13 protein-coding genes are annotated in these 16,277 nt (G+C 34.6%); 4 read left to right on the forward strand and 9 right to left on the reverse strand.

Translation table 11 applies throughout. The features are described 5' to 3' along the window. The first annotated feature begins 3 nt into the window (after window positions 1-3). A complete protein-coding gene (murA, locus tag PBT89_RS07220; protein ID WP_270064048.1) occupies window positions 4-1,317 on the forward strand; it encodes a UDP-N-acetylglucosamine 1-carboxyvinyltransferase in 1,314 nt (437 codons plus the stop codon). Window positions 1,318-1,445: 128 nt separating this feature from the next. Here the strand turns inward: murA and PBT89_RS07225 are convergent, their stop codons facing one another. From PBT89_RS07225 to PBT89_RS07235, 3 genes are all read right to left on the reverse strand, one after another. Continuing rightward, window positions 1,446-2,162 carry a DUF4198 domain-containing protein gene (locus tag PBT89_RS07225; RefSeq protein ID WP_270064049.1) on the reverse strand — a complete coding sequence of 239 codons (717 nt, stop codon included), beginning with the start codon at window positions 2,160-2,162 and terminating at the stop codon, window positions 1,446-1,448. 140 nt (window positions 2,163-2,302) lie between these two features. Beyond that, complete coding sequence (locus PBT89_RS07230; RefSeq protein WP_270064050.1) at window positions 2,303-4,624, reverse strand: TonB-dependent receptor; 2,322 nt, start codon at window positions 4,622-4,624, stop codon at window positions 2,303-2,305. Between the two features lie 281 nt (window positions 4,625-4,905). Next, window positions 4,906-6,363: a TonB-dependent receptor gene (locus PBT89_RS07235; protein ID WP_270058271.1), complete on the reverse strand. Its 1,458-nt coding sequence runs from the start codon at window positions 6,361-6,363 to the stop codon at window positions 4,906-4,908. 101 nt (window positions 6,364-6,464) lie between these two features. On the opposite strand from PBT89_RS07235, the gene PBT89_RS07240 reads away from it, so the two are divergent. The 3 genes from PBT89_RS07240 to PBT89_RS07250 all read left to right on the forward strand — a co-directional run bounded on the left by PBT89_RS07240 (window position 6,465) and on the right by PBT89_RS07250 (window position 8,430). Beyond that, window positions 6,465-7,235: an MBL fold metallo-hydrolase gene (locus PBT89_RS07240; protein WP_270064051.1), complete on the forward strand. Its 771-nt coding sequence runs from the start codon at window positions 6,465-6,467 to the stop codon at window positions 7,233-7,235. Beyond that, window positions 7,225-7,725 carry a hypothetical protein gene (locus PBT89_RS07245; protein WP_270064052.1) on the forward strand — a complete coding sequence of 167 codons (501 nt, stop codon included), beginning with the start codon at window positions 7,225-7,227 and terminating at the stop codon, window positions 7,723-7,725. The genes PBT89_RS07240 and PBT89_RS07245 overlap by 11 nt, the downstream gene beginning before the upstream one ends. 63 nt (window positions 7,726-7,788) lie before the next feature. Beyond that, on the forward strand, window positions 7,789-8,430 hold the full coding sequence (locus PBT89_RS07250) for a DUF6624 domain-containing protein (protein WP_270064053.1): 642 nt from the start codon (window positions 7,789-7,791) through the stop codon (window positions 8,428-8,430). 77 nt (window positions 8,431-8,507) lie between these two features. Here the strand turns inward: PBT89_RS07250 and PBT89_RS07255 are convergent, their stop codons facing one another. The 6 genes from PBT89_RS07255 to PBT89_RS07280 form a co-directional block, all read right to left on the reverse strand. After that, a complete protein-coding gene (locus PBT89_RS07255; RefSeq protein WP_270064054.1) occupies window positions 8,508-9,701 on the reverse strand; it encodes an acetate/propionate family kinase in 1,194 nt (397 codons plus the stop codon). Between the two features lies 1 nt (window position 9,702). Continuing rightward, window positions 9,703-11,796 (reverse strand): phosphate acetyltransferase, encoded by a 2,094-nt coding sequence (gene pta / locus PBT89_RS07260; protein ID WP_270064055.1) that lies wholly within the window; start codon window positions 11,794-11,796, stop codon window positions 9,703-9,705. Between the two features lie 212 nt (window positions 11,797-12,008). Beyond that, complete coding sequence (locus tag PBT89_RS07265; RefSeq protein WP_270064056.1) at window positions 12,009-12,668, reverse strand: alpha/beta hydrolase; 660 nt, start codon at window positions 12,666-12,668, stop codon at window positions 12,009-12,011. Beyond that, complete coding sequence (locus PBT89_RS07270; RefSeq protein WP_270058264.1) at window positions 12,668-13,006, reverse strand: hypothetical protein; 339 nt, start codon at window positions 13,004-13,006, stop codon at window positions 12,668-12,670. The genes PBT89_RS07265 and PBT89_RS07270 overlap by 1 nt, the downstream gene beginning before the upstream one ends. Before the next feature lie 4 nt (window positions 13,007-13,010). Continuing rightward, complete coding sequence (locus PBT89_RS07275; protein ID WP_270064057.1) at window positions 13,011-14,270, reverse strand: dihydroorotase; 1,260 nt, start codon at window positions 14,268-14,270, stop codon at window positions 13,011-13,013. Further along, a complete protein-coding gene (locus PBT89_RS07280; RefSeq protein WP_270064058.1) occupies window positions 14,267-16,192 on the reverse strand; it encodes a BatA domain-containing protein in 1,926 nt (641 codons plus the stop codon). The genes PBT89_RS07275 and PBT89_RS07280 overlap by 4 nt, the downstream gene beginning before the upstream one ends. Between the last annotated feature and the right edge of the window lie 85 nt (window positions 16,193-16,277).

Below are 16,277 nucleotides of genomic sequence, written 5' to 3' on the forward strand. Positions count from 1 at the left end.
TTAATGGGAACTTTTCAAATAGAAGGAGGGCATCAGCTTCAGGGGAAAATTCAGCCTCAGGGAGCGAAAAATGAAGCCTTACAGATTCTTTGTGCTGTCTTATTAACTTCAGAAGAAATAATTATTAATAATATACCCGATATTATTGATGTTAATAAGCTAATTAGCTTACTGAAGAATCTAGGTGTTAAAATTCAAAAATTAGGAAAAGGGCGTTATTCTTTTAAAAGTGATCAATTAGATCTTGATTATTTACAAAGCGAACAATTTAAAAAAGACGGTAGTGGTTTACGTGGTTCTATTATGATTGTAGGGCCTCTTTTAGCACGATTTGGTAAGGGGTATATTCCAAAACCGGGTGGTGATAAAATTGGTCGCCGTCGTTTAGATACGCATTTTGAAGGTTTTATAAATCTTGGAGCTACTTTCCGATATAATAAAGAAGACCGTTTTTATGGAGTGGAAGCTCCAAACGGACTTAAAGGTAAGTACATGCTTTTAGAAGAAGCATCGGTAACAGGTACTGCTAATATCGTGATGGCTGCAGTAATGGCAGAAGGAACTACAACAATTTATAATGCTGCCTGTGAACCATATTTACAACAGCTTTGTAAAATGTTGAATTCTATGGGAGCTAATATTAGTGGCGTAGGATCCAACTTATTAATTATTGAAGGAGTAAAAGAATTAGGAGGTTGCGAGCATACTATTTTACCAGATATGGTAGAAATAGGATCTTGGATTGGTCTTGCGGCAATGACAAAAAGTGAAATTACTATTACCAATGTAAACTGGGAGATGCTAGGTTTGATTCCTACTACCTTCAAAAAACTTGGAATTAGAATTGAGCGGCGAGGTGACGATATTTTTATTCCTGCACATACTGAAGGTTACGAGGTACAAAGTTTTATAGATGGCTCTATAATGAATATTAGCGATGCACCCTGGCCTGGTTTTACACCCGATTTGCTGAGTATTATTTTGGTAGTGGCAACACAGGCTAAAGGTAGTGTGCTTATCCATCAGAAAATGTTTGAAAGTCGACTTTTCTTTGTAGATAAGCTTATTGATATGGGTGCGAAAATTATCCTTTGCGATCCGCATAGAGCTACCGTAATAGGTCATGATTTTCAATCGACCTTGAAGGCTACGACAATGACATCTCCAGATATTAGAGCGGGAATTTCCCTATTAATTGCGGCGCTTTCTGCAAAAGGAACATCTACCATCCATAATATCGAGCAGATCGATAGGGGATATGAAGATATTGAAGCACGATTAAAAAGTATAGGAGCTAAAATTGAACGTGTTGAATAGAATTAAGATTTTCATTTATAAAACAAAAGCCTCGAGATTTTTTCGAGGCTTTTTTATTGCTGCTGATTGATGTTTATCATCAAAAATATGGATGGCCAGCGAATAGGTTATTTTCGATAAATAGTTATTTATTTTTGCGGAAAGCAATATGTAGCACAATGCCAGATAAATTCGTAGTCTTCACCATTATAAGTGCCGGGGACATTTTCATTTTTAGTGGTTTCTACGGTATATTTTGTATTCCACGGAAGTTTAAATGAGATCTTACCTTCAGCATCGGTAGTTAATGTTTTAGACCAAAGATCTGAAACATAGATTTTTACTTCCTGTTCGCTAATCGGTTGTCCTTTATAAAACACCTGAAGGTTTTTTTCTTCATTCTCAGACGGTAATTCTCTGATGCTTAATCCTTTTTCGGTTATTTCTGAAGCTTTTTCTCCTTTTCCCACTTTTACTTTTGCGAAAGACTGATAATAGGTTTTAAAAATTCCGAAGTCATATTCAGTATAATCAACAACATCGATATTATCATTTTTAAGCTGAATGGTAAATATTCCTTCATTTTTAGGAGTAAAATAACCTAAATAATGATCTTCTTTTTTGTCTAAATTTAGTTTGGTCGAAGTTCCATCAGGATTAATTACCCAAACCTCAAACTTCGAAACGCTTTTAAAAGCCTCACCATCGGTTTTTTCAAGAACTCCGTAGGTGTATTCGCCATAATGAATTTTTATTTCCTGCTCTTTATTCAGTTTACCTGTTGGATTGGTCTCGATCCATAAATAATGGGCAAAAGAAGATGTGTAACATAGTAAGAATAGTAAAATAAGACTTAGTTTTTTCATATTTAAAATATTTAGTTTCAATTTTTTAAATCTCTGAAAAGATCATTTGGGTTTAGCGTTTTCTGATTACTTCCACTATAGTTTTGCTATCTGGGAGGTGGAGGTTATTTGGTTTGCTGTTTTGAATCCCTTCACGAGGGTTAAAATTTATAGTTAAGGCTTAGTCTAAAATTTCTACCAGGTTCACTTTGCCAATATACATAACTTCCGTAATCGGCACCAGAGTAAAGATATTCGTTAAGAAGGTTATTAAGGTTAAGTGATACACGGAATTTTTCGTTCTCCCAGCTTAATGCACCATCCATCCTGAAGTAATCAGGTAAATCGGTTTGTCCTTCTGAAGCCCAAACCCATGACGACCGGTCAACCAGATATTGATAACCAAGGGAAACTCCAAATCCTTTTAATTTTGCATCCTGGAATTTATAATTTAGCCAACCATTGGTAACATGTTTAGAAAAACCGGCAATAGGATTACCATCTTCGTCTTCTAAATTTGTGTAAGCATAGTTGAGGATTAAGCTCAGACCTCTTGTAATTTCTCCACGAGTATCAAATTCAAATCCCTTAGATGTGATATCGGTATCTTGCTGAATGGAATAATTGGCATCTTCAGGATCGATAACTAAAAATTTATCTTTATGAATATTGAAGTAAGTAGCGGTAGCATTCCATCTTCCATCCATAAATTGGAATTTTAGGCCACCTTCAATATCCTCAGCAGTAACAGGATCAAAAGGATCTCCTAACCTGTTTGTTCCCTGCTCTGGTAAAAATGATTGATCGTACATTCCATAAATGGTAAGATTATCCAAAATCGAATATGCTAATGCCACGCGTGGAGTAAAAACATTATCATCTGATTTCGCATTGTAACTACTTTCAAATTCAGTATATCTTCCTGCTAATGTTATTCGTAAATCATCTTCTAAAAACCCTAATTCATCTTGAAGATAATAAGACAAATATTGTGAGGTAATTATTCCATCAGCTCTTTGCTCTAAGCTTGTTTCTCTATCAAAATCAGGTAGGATGGCAGCCGGTTGAGGGTTATAAATATTAAAAGGGTTTCCTATGGTATCTATAGTAACCGACTGCGACCAATCGGCAATATATTTTTTGTTTCCATAATCTAAACCAGCCAGAATATTGTGGGAAATACTACCGGTTTGTTCTTTACCGGTAATAAATACCTGTCCCAGCTTTTGCTCTTCATGGGCATCCCAAATACTAATATCCCTTAATAGATCACCATTTTCTTTAACCCCAAAATTGCCGTCTATCCATAAACTTTGTCCCTCATGTTGATAATTAATATAACTTAATTGTGCAGTTAAATTCCAGTTATCAGCCAACTGGTGCTCGAAATTAATGAAACCGTAGTGCTCTTTCATTACAGATGGTCCTAAACGTGGGTCTGAAAGTGTAAAATCCCTATCTAAATCGGCATATTTGTTTGGGGCAAAAACATAAGCCGATCCTATAAGTTTGGTTTTGTAATACTGATAAGTATATTGTGCTGTTACCGAAGTTTTTTCGTCAATTTGATATTTTAAGGAAGGGGCAAAGGTATAACGGTTTTCAGGCTCGTAATCCCTGTGTGATTCTTTTGTAGATGCAGCGCCAACAAATCGATATTGCAATTTATTATCATTAGATAATTTACCTTCTAAATCTACAGTTGCTCTAAGCGTACTGTAACTTCCGGTAAGTAAACTTATTTCACCACGCTCTCTTCCGGTTGGCTTTTTTGTGACCACATTATATAATCCACCTGGTTCGCCACTGGAGAGCATAAAAGCCGAGGGGCCTTTTACTACTTCAATTCTTTCAACTAGTGCAAGATCTTCTGCCATTGGTCCCCATGTAGATAATACATTCATTCCATTTCTAAAAGGCGGAATCCTGAAACCACGCATATTAATCCTGGCAAAATTGCCCCAATGTTCGATCATTTGAGCGCCACTAACATTTCGGGTAATATTTTCCATCATTGAGATGGTTGCCTGGTCTTGTAAAACATCGTTGGTAATAATCTGGATATTTTGTGGGATATTGATTAATTCCTGATCCAATTTTAATGAAGAAGAAACATTCCTACTAGTATAGCCTTTGTCTTTTTCTCCGGAAAGCCAAACATCTGAAAGAGTATTAACTTCTGTCCGCAGTTCAATATTTATATTTTGACTCGATTGCAGGTTAATTTTCAGTTCTTTTTTTATAAACCCTATTTCAGAAATAACGATGGTATATTCCCCTTTTTCAATTCCATTAATACTAAAAGAACCATTTTGATCGGTAAAAGTTCCGTAGGTAGAATTTTTTAAATATACATTGGCCTTATTAACTGGATTTTGTTGTTCATCCAAAACAAATCCTCTAAGTTCTATGTCTTGATTTTGTGAAAATCCGACATAAAATCTACTCAGAACAAGAATAACAATGAGTAATGCTTTTTTCATTTAATTTTTATTTAGATTGATTATAAATAATATCACAAATGTATTAAAGCAAAACGGATATTCACAAGAAATTTGAACGTAATTTTTAATCAATCTAAATAATATCTTCGGAATGAAATATACGATGGGACGCTTTAAGCATCTGAATTAGGGAAGTTTAATTTTGGTAAGAAAATCTAATTATTCAAAATTAAATAAAGAAGTGTAAATGTATATTTCAAAACATAAAAAAAAGCGATCAATAATCTGATCGCTTTTTTATTAAATTATAATTGCAAATTTTAGACTTTCTGAGCCTTTTCTTTATTTTCTTTATAATGAAATAAATTTTGTTCTTTAATCATGCCAGTCGTCTTTTCAGGTAGCATATCTTCCCAGCCTTCTTTACCGTCGGTTATCATTTGTAAGACTTCTCTAGAGTAAATGTCCAGAATTTCTGGGTTATAATTTTCAATATCTTCTACACGGCCATTGTATTTAAAGAATTTATATAATTCTTTCATACGTGGGTGAACCATTAAGTTTTCACTGGTAGTAATTTCTCCGGTTTCAGAATCTTTAAGTGGGTACAGATAAACTTTTAAATCTTTAAAGAATAATTTACCGAAAGCTTCTAATATTCCACCGCTTAAATGACGGTAGTATTTCTCATCAAACACATCTACTAGGTTGTTTACACCCATGGCAAGACCCATTCTCATCTTAGAATATTTACTAAAGTATTCTACTACTTTATAATATTCCTGGAAATTAGAAATCATTACCGTTTGTCCCAATGAGCAAAGAAGCTCGGCGCGATCCATAAAATCTCTTTCATCGATCTCACCTTCTGCTCTTAGGTTGGATAGCGTAATTTCAAAAATAACCTCGGTATCTTCTTCAGAAACTCTATTTTCACTAAAGAATAATTCTCTAGATTTTTCAAACATATCCATGTTCACCTTAGTTACTGGTCTAAAGCTACCACGAAGGGCGAGGATATTTTTCTTGTAAAGAATTTTTGCTGGTAAAACATTATTTCCGTTCGGGCTAAACATTACCGCATCGGTCATTCCGTTCTTAACTAACTGTAAGCTCATCAATCTATTATCAACTTTATCGAATCTTGGTCCCGAAAAGTTGATGGTATCAATCTCTAATTGATCTTTATCGATATGATCGTATAAATATCGAAGTAATTTTTTAGGATTATCATACTTATAATAAGCACCATAAATTAAGTTAACTCCTAAAATTCCCAACGTATTTTGTTGGTGGCGTGCATCGTTTTCTTTAAATCGAATGTGAAGACTAATTTCGTTATAATCTTCCTCTGGACTTACCTGATAACGAATTCCAACCCAACCATGACCTTTGTATTTTTTTGCAAAATCGATTGTAGCTACAGTATTTGCATAGCTAAAGAAGAGTTTGTTGGGGTGTTTTTCTCTGGAAATTCTTTCTTCGATTAATTTAATCTCGTGAGAAAGCATTTTTTTTAGTCGGGCTTCAGTAACGTACCTTCTGTCATCTTCAACACCGTAGATAGCATCACTAAAATCTTTATCGTAAGCACTCATTGCTTTTGCGATCGTACCCGATGCACCACCCGCTCTAAAAAAATTTCTTACGGTTTCCTGTCCTGCGCCAATTTCAGAAAAAGTACCATAAATATTTTCGTTTAGATTTATACGTAGCGCTTTACTTTTTATTGAAGGAACATTCTCAAATTCCTTGTCGCCCATTATGGTGATTGGCATATTTTTCCTTTTAGATGAATTCCTTTTTTACGCTGTCAAAGGTACTAAAACACCAAGGTAAACAAAAAATATTAATTAACTTTGTCACAAATATAACATTCTTGAAAGTTACATTTTTAGGTACAGGCACATCACAAGGAATCCCAATAATTGGTAGTAATCACCCCGTTTGTTTAAGCGAAAATCCTAAGGATAAACGCTTAAGGGTTTCGGTAATGGTAGAGTGGGACGATTTAAATATACTTATAGATTGTGGTCCAGATTTTAGAATGCAGATGCTGGCAAACAATTTTACAAAGCTGGATGCCATTCTTTTTACCCACGAACATAATGATCATGTTGCTGGTTTAGACGATATACGTCCTTTTTTCTTTAGACAGGGAGATATTCCTATATATGCTCACAATCGCGTGTTGGATTCATTAAAAAAGCGTTTTGATTATATTTTTGTAACCGAAAATAAATATCCAGGCGCACCTGGTGTAAAACAGCATATAGTTACCGATAATAATTTTGAAGTTGAAGGAAAACAAATTACTCCTGTAAGCTATCTGCATAATCGATTACAGGTTTATGGTTATCGAATGGATAAGTTTGCTTATTTAACCGATATTAAATCTATTTCTGAAAAAGAAGCAGAAAAACTGCATAATCTTGATGTTGTCGTTGTTAGTGCGCTGCGAATAGAGCCTCATCATTCGCATTTTAATCTTGCTGAAGCTTTAGAGTTTATTGGGAAAATAAAGCCTAAGAAAACTTACTTAACTCATATTAGTCATTTGCTTGGTTTTCACGAAGAGGTAGAACGATCTTTACCCGAAAATGTACATTTAGCTTATGATAATTTGAAAATAACGATTGATGAAAAATAAGATCCTACTATATTTATTCATATTCGCTGCGTTGTTTGCTATATTTATTTATGTGAACGACAAGAAAATTCTTGACGATCAAACAAGCAGAATTGTAAGCTTGCAAAAGAAATTAGATAAGTTAGAAGCTGAAGAGGAAAATGAAGAAACTACTAAACCTGAAAATTTCTACGATTTTAGTCTGAAAAGAAATGAACCTGCAATCACTTATTTTGAAAATAATGGTTTTAAAGCGGCTGAAGTAGAGCAGAAAGTTCAGGATGCTTTAATTGATATGAATAAAGCGGAAGAGGATAACGAGATGGTTCCTTTTGAAGGCATGAAAGATCCTATGCGTATCAATAAAATCAAATTGCTTAATCATAAATGGGTAATCGCTGAATTCACTGATGGACAACATTGGGGCGAAGTTTTATTGAAGTATTTTATTAGCGAAAATGGAAAAGTAGAATTTGAGCCACTAAACTCTTTTCTATATCCTACTGAATAATTTTATACTTATTTATGAGTAACAAATTTTTACGTGATTCGTCTTTAAATAAAGAGATCAATCATGCAAAGATTATCATCAGTTATTTTAGTTTCTTTATTATTTATTTTTCAATCTGTTTTTGCCCAAAATCAGCAAATTTCAGCACAATTAGATTCCATTTGGAAAACCGATCAGGGGATTAGAATGGAACTCATTCAACTTCAGCAACAGGGAAAAACGAATACTTCAGAATTCAAGGAGCTTATTGGCGAAATGAAAACTCAGGATTCGATCAATCAAAAAAAAGTGATTGAAATCTTACAAAATGGATGGCCAGAAAACCTGAATTTACAGCAAAATCAAACCCTGTTTTTAGTCATTCAGCACGCCGATTTGGGTAAGCAGAAAAAATATCTTCCTCTTATCGAATCTGCCGTTGAAGAAGGTAAAACTTTCGCATCGAATCTTGCATTATTAAAAGATAGAATAGCACTAAGGGAAGGAGGGAAGCAAATTTATGGTAGCCAGGTTTGGATCGATAATGCTACTGGCGAAAAATATGTACGGCCAATACAAAATCCTGAAAAAGTTGATAGCTTAAGAGCAGAAGTAGGTCTGCCTGATATGCAAACTTACCTTCAGCAAGGATTTCAGATGAAGTGGAGTCTTGAAAAATATTACGAACAACTCCCCAAAGTGATAGCGTTAACTGATAATAAATAATTTTTCAAATTTCAAATTAGATAAAAAAAGCTCAGATTCTTAGAATCTGAGCTTTATCAACTTTACAGAAAACTAATTTAGTTTACCAAAGCATAAGACTGCTTGGCAATCTCTAATTCTTCATTTGTAGGCACAACCAAAATCTTTGTTTTTGCTTCTGGCGGATTTATAGGACGAATTGTTTTTCCGCGAACATCATTTTTTCGATGATCCAAATGAAGCCCTAAATATTCCATATCTTCTAGAGCAATTTTACGAATTACACTGCTATTTTCACCAATTCCGGCTGTAAATACAATACCATCAACACCATTTAAAGCTGCGATATAAGAACCAATATATTTTTTTATACGATACCCGTTCATGTAAAGCGCCAATCGACAGGTTTCATCACCTTCAGCCGATTTTTCTTCTATATCGCGCATATCGCTATAACCGGTAAGACCTAACATTCCGCTTTCTTTCAGCAAAATATCATTTACTTGTTGTGGTGTGTAACCAAGCTTATCGATTAGATAAAAGATTACAGATTGATCGATATCACCAGCACGAGTTCCCATTATAAGCCCGTTTGCCGGTCCCATTCCCAAAGAATGATCGATAGCAATTCCATCTTTAATTGCGGTTATGCTGCATCCATTACCAAGATGTACTGTGATTATTTTTTCTGAAGGAAGCCCTTTTTCATTTAAATATTCAATTGCTTTTTCAGAAACATATTTATGACTGGTTCCATGAAATCCATACGATCGTACCGCATTTTCTTCCATAAACTTTTTAGGAATAGCAAATTGATACGCTTTTTGCGGCATGGTATGGAAAAAAGCAGTATCAAAAACGACCACTTGTTTCGCATTTGCAAAAACTTTTTCAGCCACTTCAATTCCTCTTAAATTATGAGGATTGTGTAGAGGAGCCAACGGAAATACATTTCTAATCTCTTCTTTAACTTCCGCAGTAACTTCAACTGTTTTTGTTAAACTTTTTCCGCCATGAACCACACGATGTCCAACAATCTGAATATGATTTTCATCCTCAATTACACCAACTTCGCTATCCATCAAAAAAGTAGTAATTCTTTTTAATCCGGTTTCGTGATCTGGGATTTCTACTTCTTTACTAAGTTTGGTTTCACCTGCATTATAATGAATTAAAGCCTTATCTAAACCTATTCGCTCTACAAGACCGCTTGCGGCAACGGTTTCTTCGGGCATTTTTATAAGTTGGTATTTTATAGAAGAACTACCTGAGTTTATAACTAAAATATTCATATTAAAATCCTTGTGCTTGTATTGCGGTTATAATTACTGTATTAAAAACGTCGTCCACGGTACATCCTCTACTTAAATCGTTAACCGGTTTATTAAGTCCCTGTAACATTGGTCCTATAGCCAATGCGCCGGTTTCTCGTTGTACGGCTTTGTAGGTGTTGTTCCCGGTATTAAGGTCTGGGAAAATAAGTACGCTTGCCTGTCCCGCAACTTCAGAACCTGGTAATTTACTTTTTCCTACAGTAGCATCTACCGCAGCATCATATTGTATAGGTCCTTCAATTTTAAGGTCTGGACGCTTGTTTCTAACGATCTCGGTCGCTTCACGAACACGATCTACATCTTCACCTTTACCCGAAGTTCCTGAAGAGTAAGAAAGCATCGCAATTTTTGGTTCGATACCGAATGCAAGGCTACTCTCTGCGGAAGAAATTGCAATTTCAGCAAGTTCAGCAGCATTAGGATTAGGATTAATCGCACAGTCACCAAATACTGAAACACGATCTTCTAAACACATAAAAAATACTGACGAAACTACAGATACGCCTGGTTTTGTTTTGATGAACTGAAGCGCGGGTCTAATGGTATGCTGGGTGGTATGTGCGGCACCCGAGACCATGCCGTCTGCATCACCTTTATGGATCATCATGGTCCCAAAGTAAGAAACATCGGCCATCATATCACGAGCCATATCCATATTTACATTTTTATGTTTTCTTAGTTCATAAAAAGTTTCTGAATATTCGTCGTATTTATCTGAATGTACAGGATCGATAACATTAATTTTGCTCAAATCAATATTTAACCCAAGATCTGCGATCTTATTTTTAATTTTATCGATGCTTCCTAATAGCGTAATGTCTACAATATTAAGTGCGATAAGACGCATTGTAGCAATTAATATACGCTCGTCGGTACCTTCTGGAAGTACAATACGTTTTCTGGATTGCTGCGCACGTTTGTAAAGACTATACTGAAACATCTTTGGTGTAAGCGCTTTTGGCTGAAAATTGAAGAGTTTTTCAGTAAGACTATCAAGATTTAAGTATTTATCTGAAACAGCCAAAGACGTCATGATTTTCTGTTTGCTGTCTTTATAAATTTTGGACTTAATATTACCAATACGATTAGTAACACTAAAAGTTCCGCCCTGTACTGAAACTATAGGAACAATTTGTGAAAGTCCTTCGATAAGTTTTAAGATACTATCTTCAGGGATTAGTCCGCCGGTTAAAATAATTCCAGATATTGGAGGATAATTGGCAGAAATATGCGCTTGTAAAGCACCAAGAATAATATCTGCACGGTCCCCAGGAGTAATTACAAGACTATTTTCTTTAAGTTTTGTAAGATAATTACGCAATTGCATTGCTCCAACCCCAAAATTACCAGTTTGATTATTTAAATGTGTTTCTCCAAAAATTACTTTGCCTTCAAGCTCTTCTACAATTTCCTTAATGGTAGGATGAAGTAAGCTTTTTATCATAGGAACAATAGAAACTTCTACTTCTTTTGGAAAAAAATTATTGAGATCTTTTCTAACGTGATCAACATTTTCTTCCTCAATTTTATTGGCAACAACTCCAATTACTTTTACATCACGATTACTAAAAGAGCTGTAAACAAAATTTAGCGCGTCAACAAGTTCCTTTTGCGTTTTATCTTTTCCGCTTGAGATAATTATGGTAGGCAGACCAAGATTTTTTGCGATGGTTACATTGGTGTCGAATTCAAAAACATTTCCTTTTACAGAAAAATCGGTTCCTTCCACTAAAACAAAATTGAACTCTTCTTCTAGCTTTTTGTACTTCTGAATGATGACGTCTATAATTTCGCCTGCTTTACCGTCATTTCTTTTATCAACCAATTCTTTTCTGGTTACTCCATAGGCTTCTTCGTATGGAATTTCAATATCAAATTGAGATAGAACAGTTTCGATATGATTGTCCTTTTGGCTTTCGGGAAAATCATCGATTATTGGTCTAAAATATCCTACTTTATCTGTTTTTCCTAAAAGAGTTTGCATCAGCCCCAGGGATATTAATGACTTTCCACTGTCTTCTTCCATTGTAGCAATGTAGATACCTTTATTCATAATACTTATTTTTTGCTCACCTAAAAGTGAGTTCTTGATGTTAATTCTCGTTTTTTGCGAGGTTATTAACAATTAAATTAGTTTCCAAAAAATGCTTCTTTATTTGCAAGAAGTGGTACAAATTTACCAGTATTTTTGAGCATGAAACCTAACAAATGTCATATTATAAAGTTAAAAGAACTTTAATAGGTTGGAAGAGCTTTGAGAATTAATTACCCATTTTTCTCCAGCCATTCCTTAAGTTCAAAGAAGTTTTGTGGTGCTACACCGTGACCAACGGGAAATTCAGAATAGATGTTTTTGATATTTAATTGATCAAGGAAAGGTTTGGTTTTTCTAGCCCAATCGATTGGGATAACCTGGTCTACAGTTCCGTGGGAACAATAGAAATTTAAATGTTTAAAATCATTATTTTCGAAACCAGATTTAATGATGTCTTTATTTACGTATCCGCTTAGAGCAACAATATTTTTAATTTTTTCTGGATAAGAGAGTGCAACGGCATAACTTAAAATACTGCCCTGGCTAAAACCTAGTAGCGTAACTTTATTCTTGTTTATTGGGTAAGCTTCAATGGCTTCATCGATAAATTGAGCGATTAAATCCCGTGATTTAATGGCTTGCTCGTCGTCGCTAAATTTTCCGCTAGCGTCGTCAAAATATATTGCATACCAGGCATTACCACTTGGCTGCATGGGATATGGAGCTTTCACCGAGATTACAAAAAACTCTTCGGGTAACTCGCCTGCAAAGCTAAAAAGATCTTGTTCATTACTACCATAGCCATGAAACATAAAAACTACGGAAGCTTTTTCAGTTTGACCTTTTGGTTGTTTTATAACGTGTTCTAAAGAAAGATTCGCTGTTTGCATTAGGTAATCGATTTAAACCATTTTTGAAAATATTCGCCAATATAAGGAATCAACCTAAACTCCCCCTGTATTGCAGCTACGAGACCATAAATAGCTAAAACAACATAAACTAAATAAAAAGCAGTTGGTATAAAAAAATTAGTGAATATTGATGCTATAGCTCCTAGCACGTAAAACAGTATATGTGTCCCAAAAGCTTGTCGAATATGAAAACTAGCTAATTTATGTTTATTTTCCATATTAAAAAAAATGGCAAGTATAAAGCCAAATATGGTTATATAGGCTGTAATCGCTGCAGTTTTACCATCTTTAGTTTTAGTTGGGGTATTTTGAGTCATAGTTTTATAAATCTTCGGAAATGATTAATTGATTGTTATTAAAAATACCAATCGCTTTTCCTTTTAAATTCTGCCCTAAAAATATACTGTTTTGTGAGGTTGAAAGAATATCAGATTTCTGGAAAGTGTATTTCTCTTCAGGTAAAAAGAAAGATAGTTTTGCCATTTCTTCTTCAGCAATTATAGAACTTTCAGCTTTAAAACGATCTCTACCACGAGTTAAGATTTCAATACTTTCTTCTGTAGAATAAATAGTTTGTAAAGCACCAAAAGCACTTTCTAAACCAATAGTTCCGTAATTGGCGTTATCGAATTCTACTTTTTTATTTTCGATATCGATTGGATCGTGATCACTGGTCACAAAATCGATCGTGCCTTCTTTCAATCCTTTAATTAAGGCTTTGGTGTCTTTCTTTGTCCTTAGCGGAGGTAGCACTTTTGCTCGAGTATCAAACTCGTTTAGCAGATCATCGGTCAATATAAGGTTGTGGATAGCAACGCTACAGGTCACATCCAGACCTTTTTTCTTAGCTTCCTTAATTAGAGCAACAGATTTTTCTGTAGAAACGGTTGGGATATGCAGTTTCCCACCAGCATATTCTAAAAGATAAAGATCACGTGCAATTTGCAGGTCTTCAGCCAGATTAGGTATTCCTTTTAAGCCTAGGAGGGTACTGTTATGATGCTCGTTTACAATTCCCTTTCCCGCAATTTTCTTTTCTAACGGAAAGGATTGCACCAATCCATCAAAATTTTGTGCGTACTGCAAAGCAATTTTAAGCAGATTAGGATTACTCACCGGTTTTTTATAATCTGCAAAGCTTACCGCACCGGCATTTCCCATATCAAAAAGTTCAGCAAGATCAACACCTTCAGTTTTTACTGTTAAGGCGCCCGTTGGCAAAAGGTTAACTGCATTTCCTTGTGCCATTGCTTTTACCGAATAAATGGCAGAACTATTATCAATAGTAGGATTGGTTTGCGCATTTAAGACCACATCGGTAAATCCGCTAAATGCTGCTGTTTTTAGCCCGTTTTCGATTGTTTCACGTTCTTCATAACCTGGTTCTCCAAAACTCACACTGCTATCAAACCATCCCCGTGAAACGTGTAATCCTTCAATGCTAATTTCTTTATCAGCTTTAGTTTCAATAGCATTTCCGATTTTTTTAATAAGGCCATCTTCAATAAGAATATCGGCTTGTTTTAAATGATAATCGCTTTGCTGGTCTACGATTGTGGCAGATTTTATAAGTAGCTTCATTTAAAAAATTTTAAGAGGAGCATCTCTATGATTAAAAAGATCAGTGCAAAAATAATAAACCATTTCCAAAGCACATCGATTTGTTGCGCAGCTTTTGCACTTTCAAAAAATGTATTTAGGTCGGTTTGCTTTTCGATATTTTCAAATTCGTTAATATCCAGATAATTAAGATCACTTTCGTTTCTTGGATAATTATAACTAATTGGTAAAATTCTATTTTCCTGATATGTTATCATGTAATTTCCAGCATTTTCAGGCAGCTCTGTGGTGGTTACCGTGATCTTGTCTGAGGTATTTTGTTGAAGCGGAATAAAACTATCGGTAGAGTTTTGCTGAATTTCAACTACGTGATCACCATTTCCTGTTATATTTAAATCGAAGGTATTTTCCTGGCCGACTTCAAAATATAAGCTTGGCGTTTTTAAAGCTGAAATTCCCAAATTATAGAAAACAGGAACGATTAACGGCGAATTTTGAAAGTTAGAATTTTCCTGACTGATTGGTGCTGAAAATAAATAGCTATTGCCAGAATTCATTAAAAAAGCATTATTATTTTGATAAGCTAATGCGGCTGAAGCATCCTTATTAAAATTGTAAAAGCTTTGTACTTCAGGATATTGAAAGTTGCTGATCTCTTTTTCGAATGCATTCTCAAATAGTGGGTGCTCAAAAGAAATTTCAGTAATTAATAATTCCTTGTTTTGTTTATTCTTGATAATTGGTAAGCCAAGATTCGATAAAAGTGAATTATAATTTTGAAGCTGAAGATTAGAAGCTGGGATAATACAAACAGGCGTGCCTTCTTTTGCTTTTTCCAGCACCTGGTTTTGTAAAGCGTTATTAATTTGCTCTACTTCGTTTAAAATGATCAAATCTGCATTGCTAAAAGCACTAAAATCAACTTCATTTTCATTAAAATTGGTATAGCTGAATTGGTCTTTAGTGAAAATTCGGTGAAGAAAGTCGGCATCGCTACCCGAAACACTTAAAACATTGATTTTTGGTGTTTCAGCATAAGTAAAAAACAGTTCGTTATCGTAGACAAGTGCGTTGTCTTCAATCGAAATAATTCCGTTTTCAATTTCTTCAGCCTGTAATCGAAATTCGACTTCTTGTTGCTTATTTTCTTTAAAATTGATGCTCTTTTTAGCCAAAATCTGTTCGCCGTTTTTCAGGCTAATAGGGATATCACGATCTAATTTTTCAGTAGTGCTAAAATTGGCTTTTATGCTAAATTGATTCAGGTTTTTATCGATCACATAAGCCGAATCTACACTAATATTCGAGATGTTTTGCGCTTCATTTTTTACGAAATGATATGCTACATTTTCAAGCTTATTTAAATTCCCAAAATTTTGCTGAAAATCTGAAATTAAAACCAGTCGCTGTACATCTGCCGGGTGTTCATTAAAAAACTGTCGAGCTTTTAAATTGATCAGGTTAAAATTCATCGAATTTGAGCTGTAATCGATATCCTGAAGTTCAGATTGATCTTCTGAAGGAGAGATAATTCCGAAGTCTTTATTATTGGTAAACAAGCCAAAATGATCATTTTGCTGGCTATTTTCCAATAATTGCTGAATGTTATGTTGTAACATTGGTCCGTGATCGCCTGGCAATTGCATGCTAAACGAATTATCCAGATAGAGCAGGGTAGAAGTGCTTTGTTTAGCTGTTTTTCCTGAAGGAATAAATGGCTGCGCAAAAGCGAGAATCAAAAAAGCCAAAGCTAAAGTCCGCGCTATAAGAATCAGCCACTTTTTAAGCTGATTGCTTTTGCGGTTTTCCTGAACTACTTTCTTAAGCAATTTTACATTGGTAAATGCTTCTTTCTGAAATTTACGAAGCTTAAACAAATGAACAATAAATGGAATTACCAGTAAAATTAAAGCATAAAGAAGTTCTGGATGTCTAAACTGCATACCGCTTTTAAAGATTTCTCAAATATAAAGAAATTGTGTGGCAGGGAAACTTGATAATCGAGATTAAATGCTCAGAGAATTTTTT

The sequence above is a fragment of the Zunongwangia sp. HRR-M8 genome, from assembly GCF_027594405.1.
In the GTDB taxonomy this organism is placed as follows: Bacteria; Bacteroidota; Bacteroidia; order Flavobacteriales; family Flavobacteriaceae; genus Zunongwangia.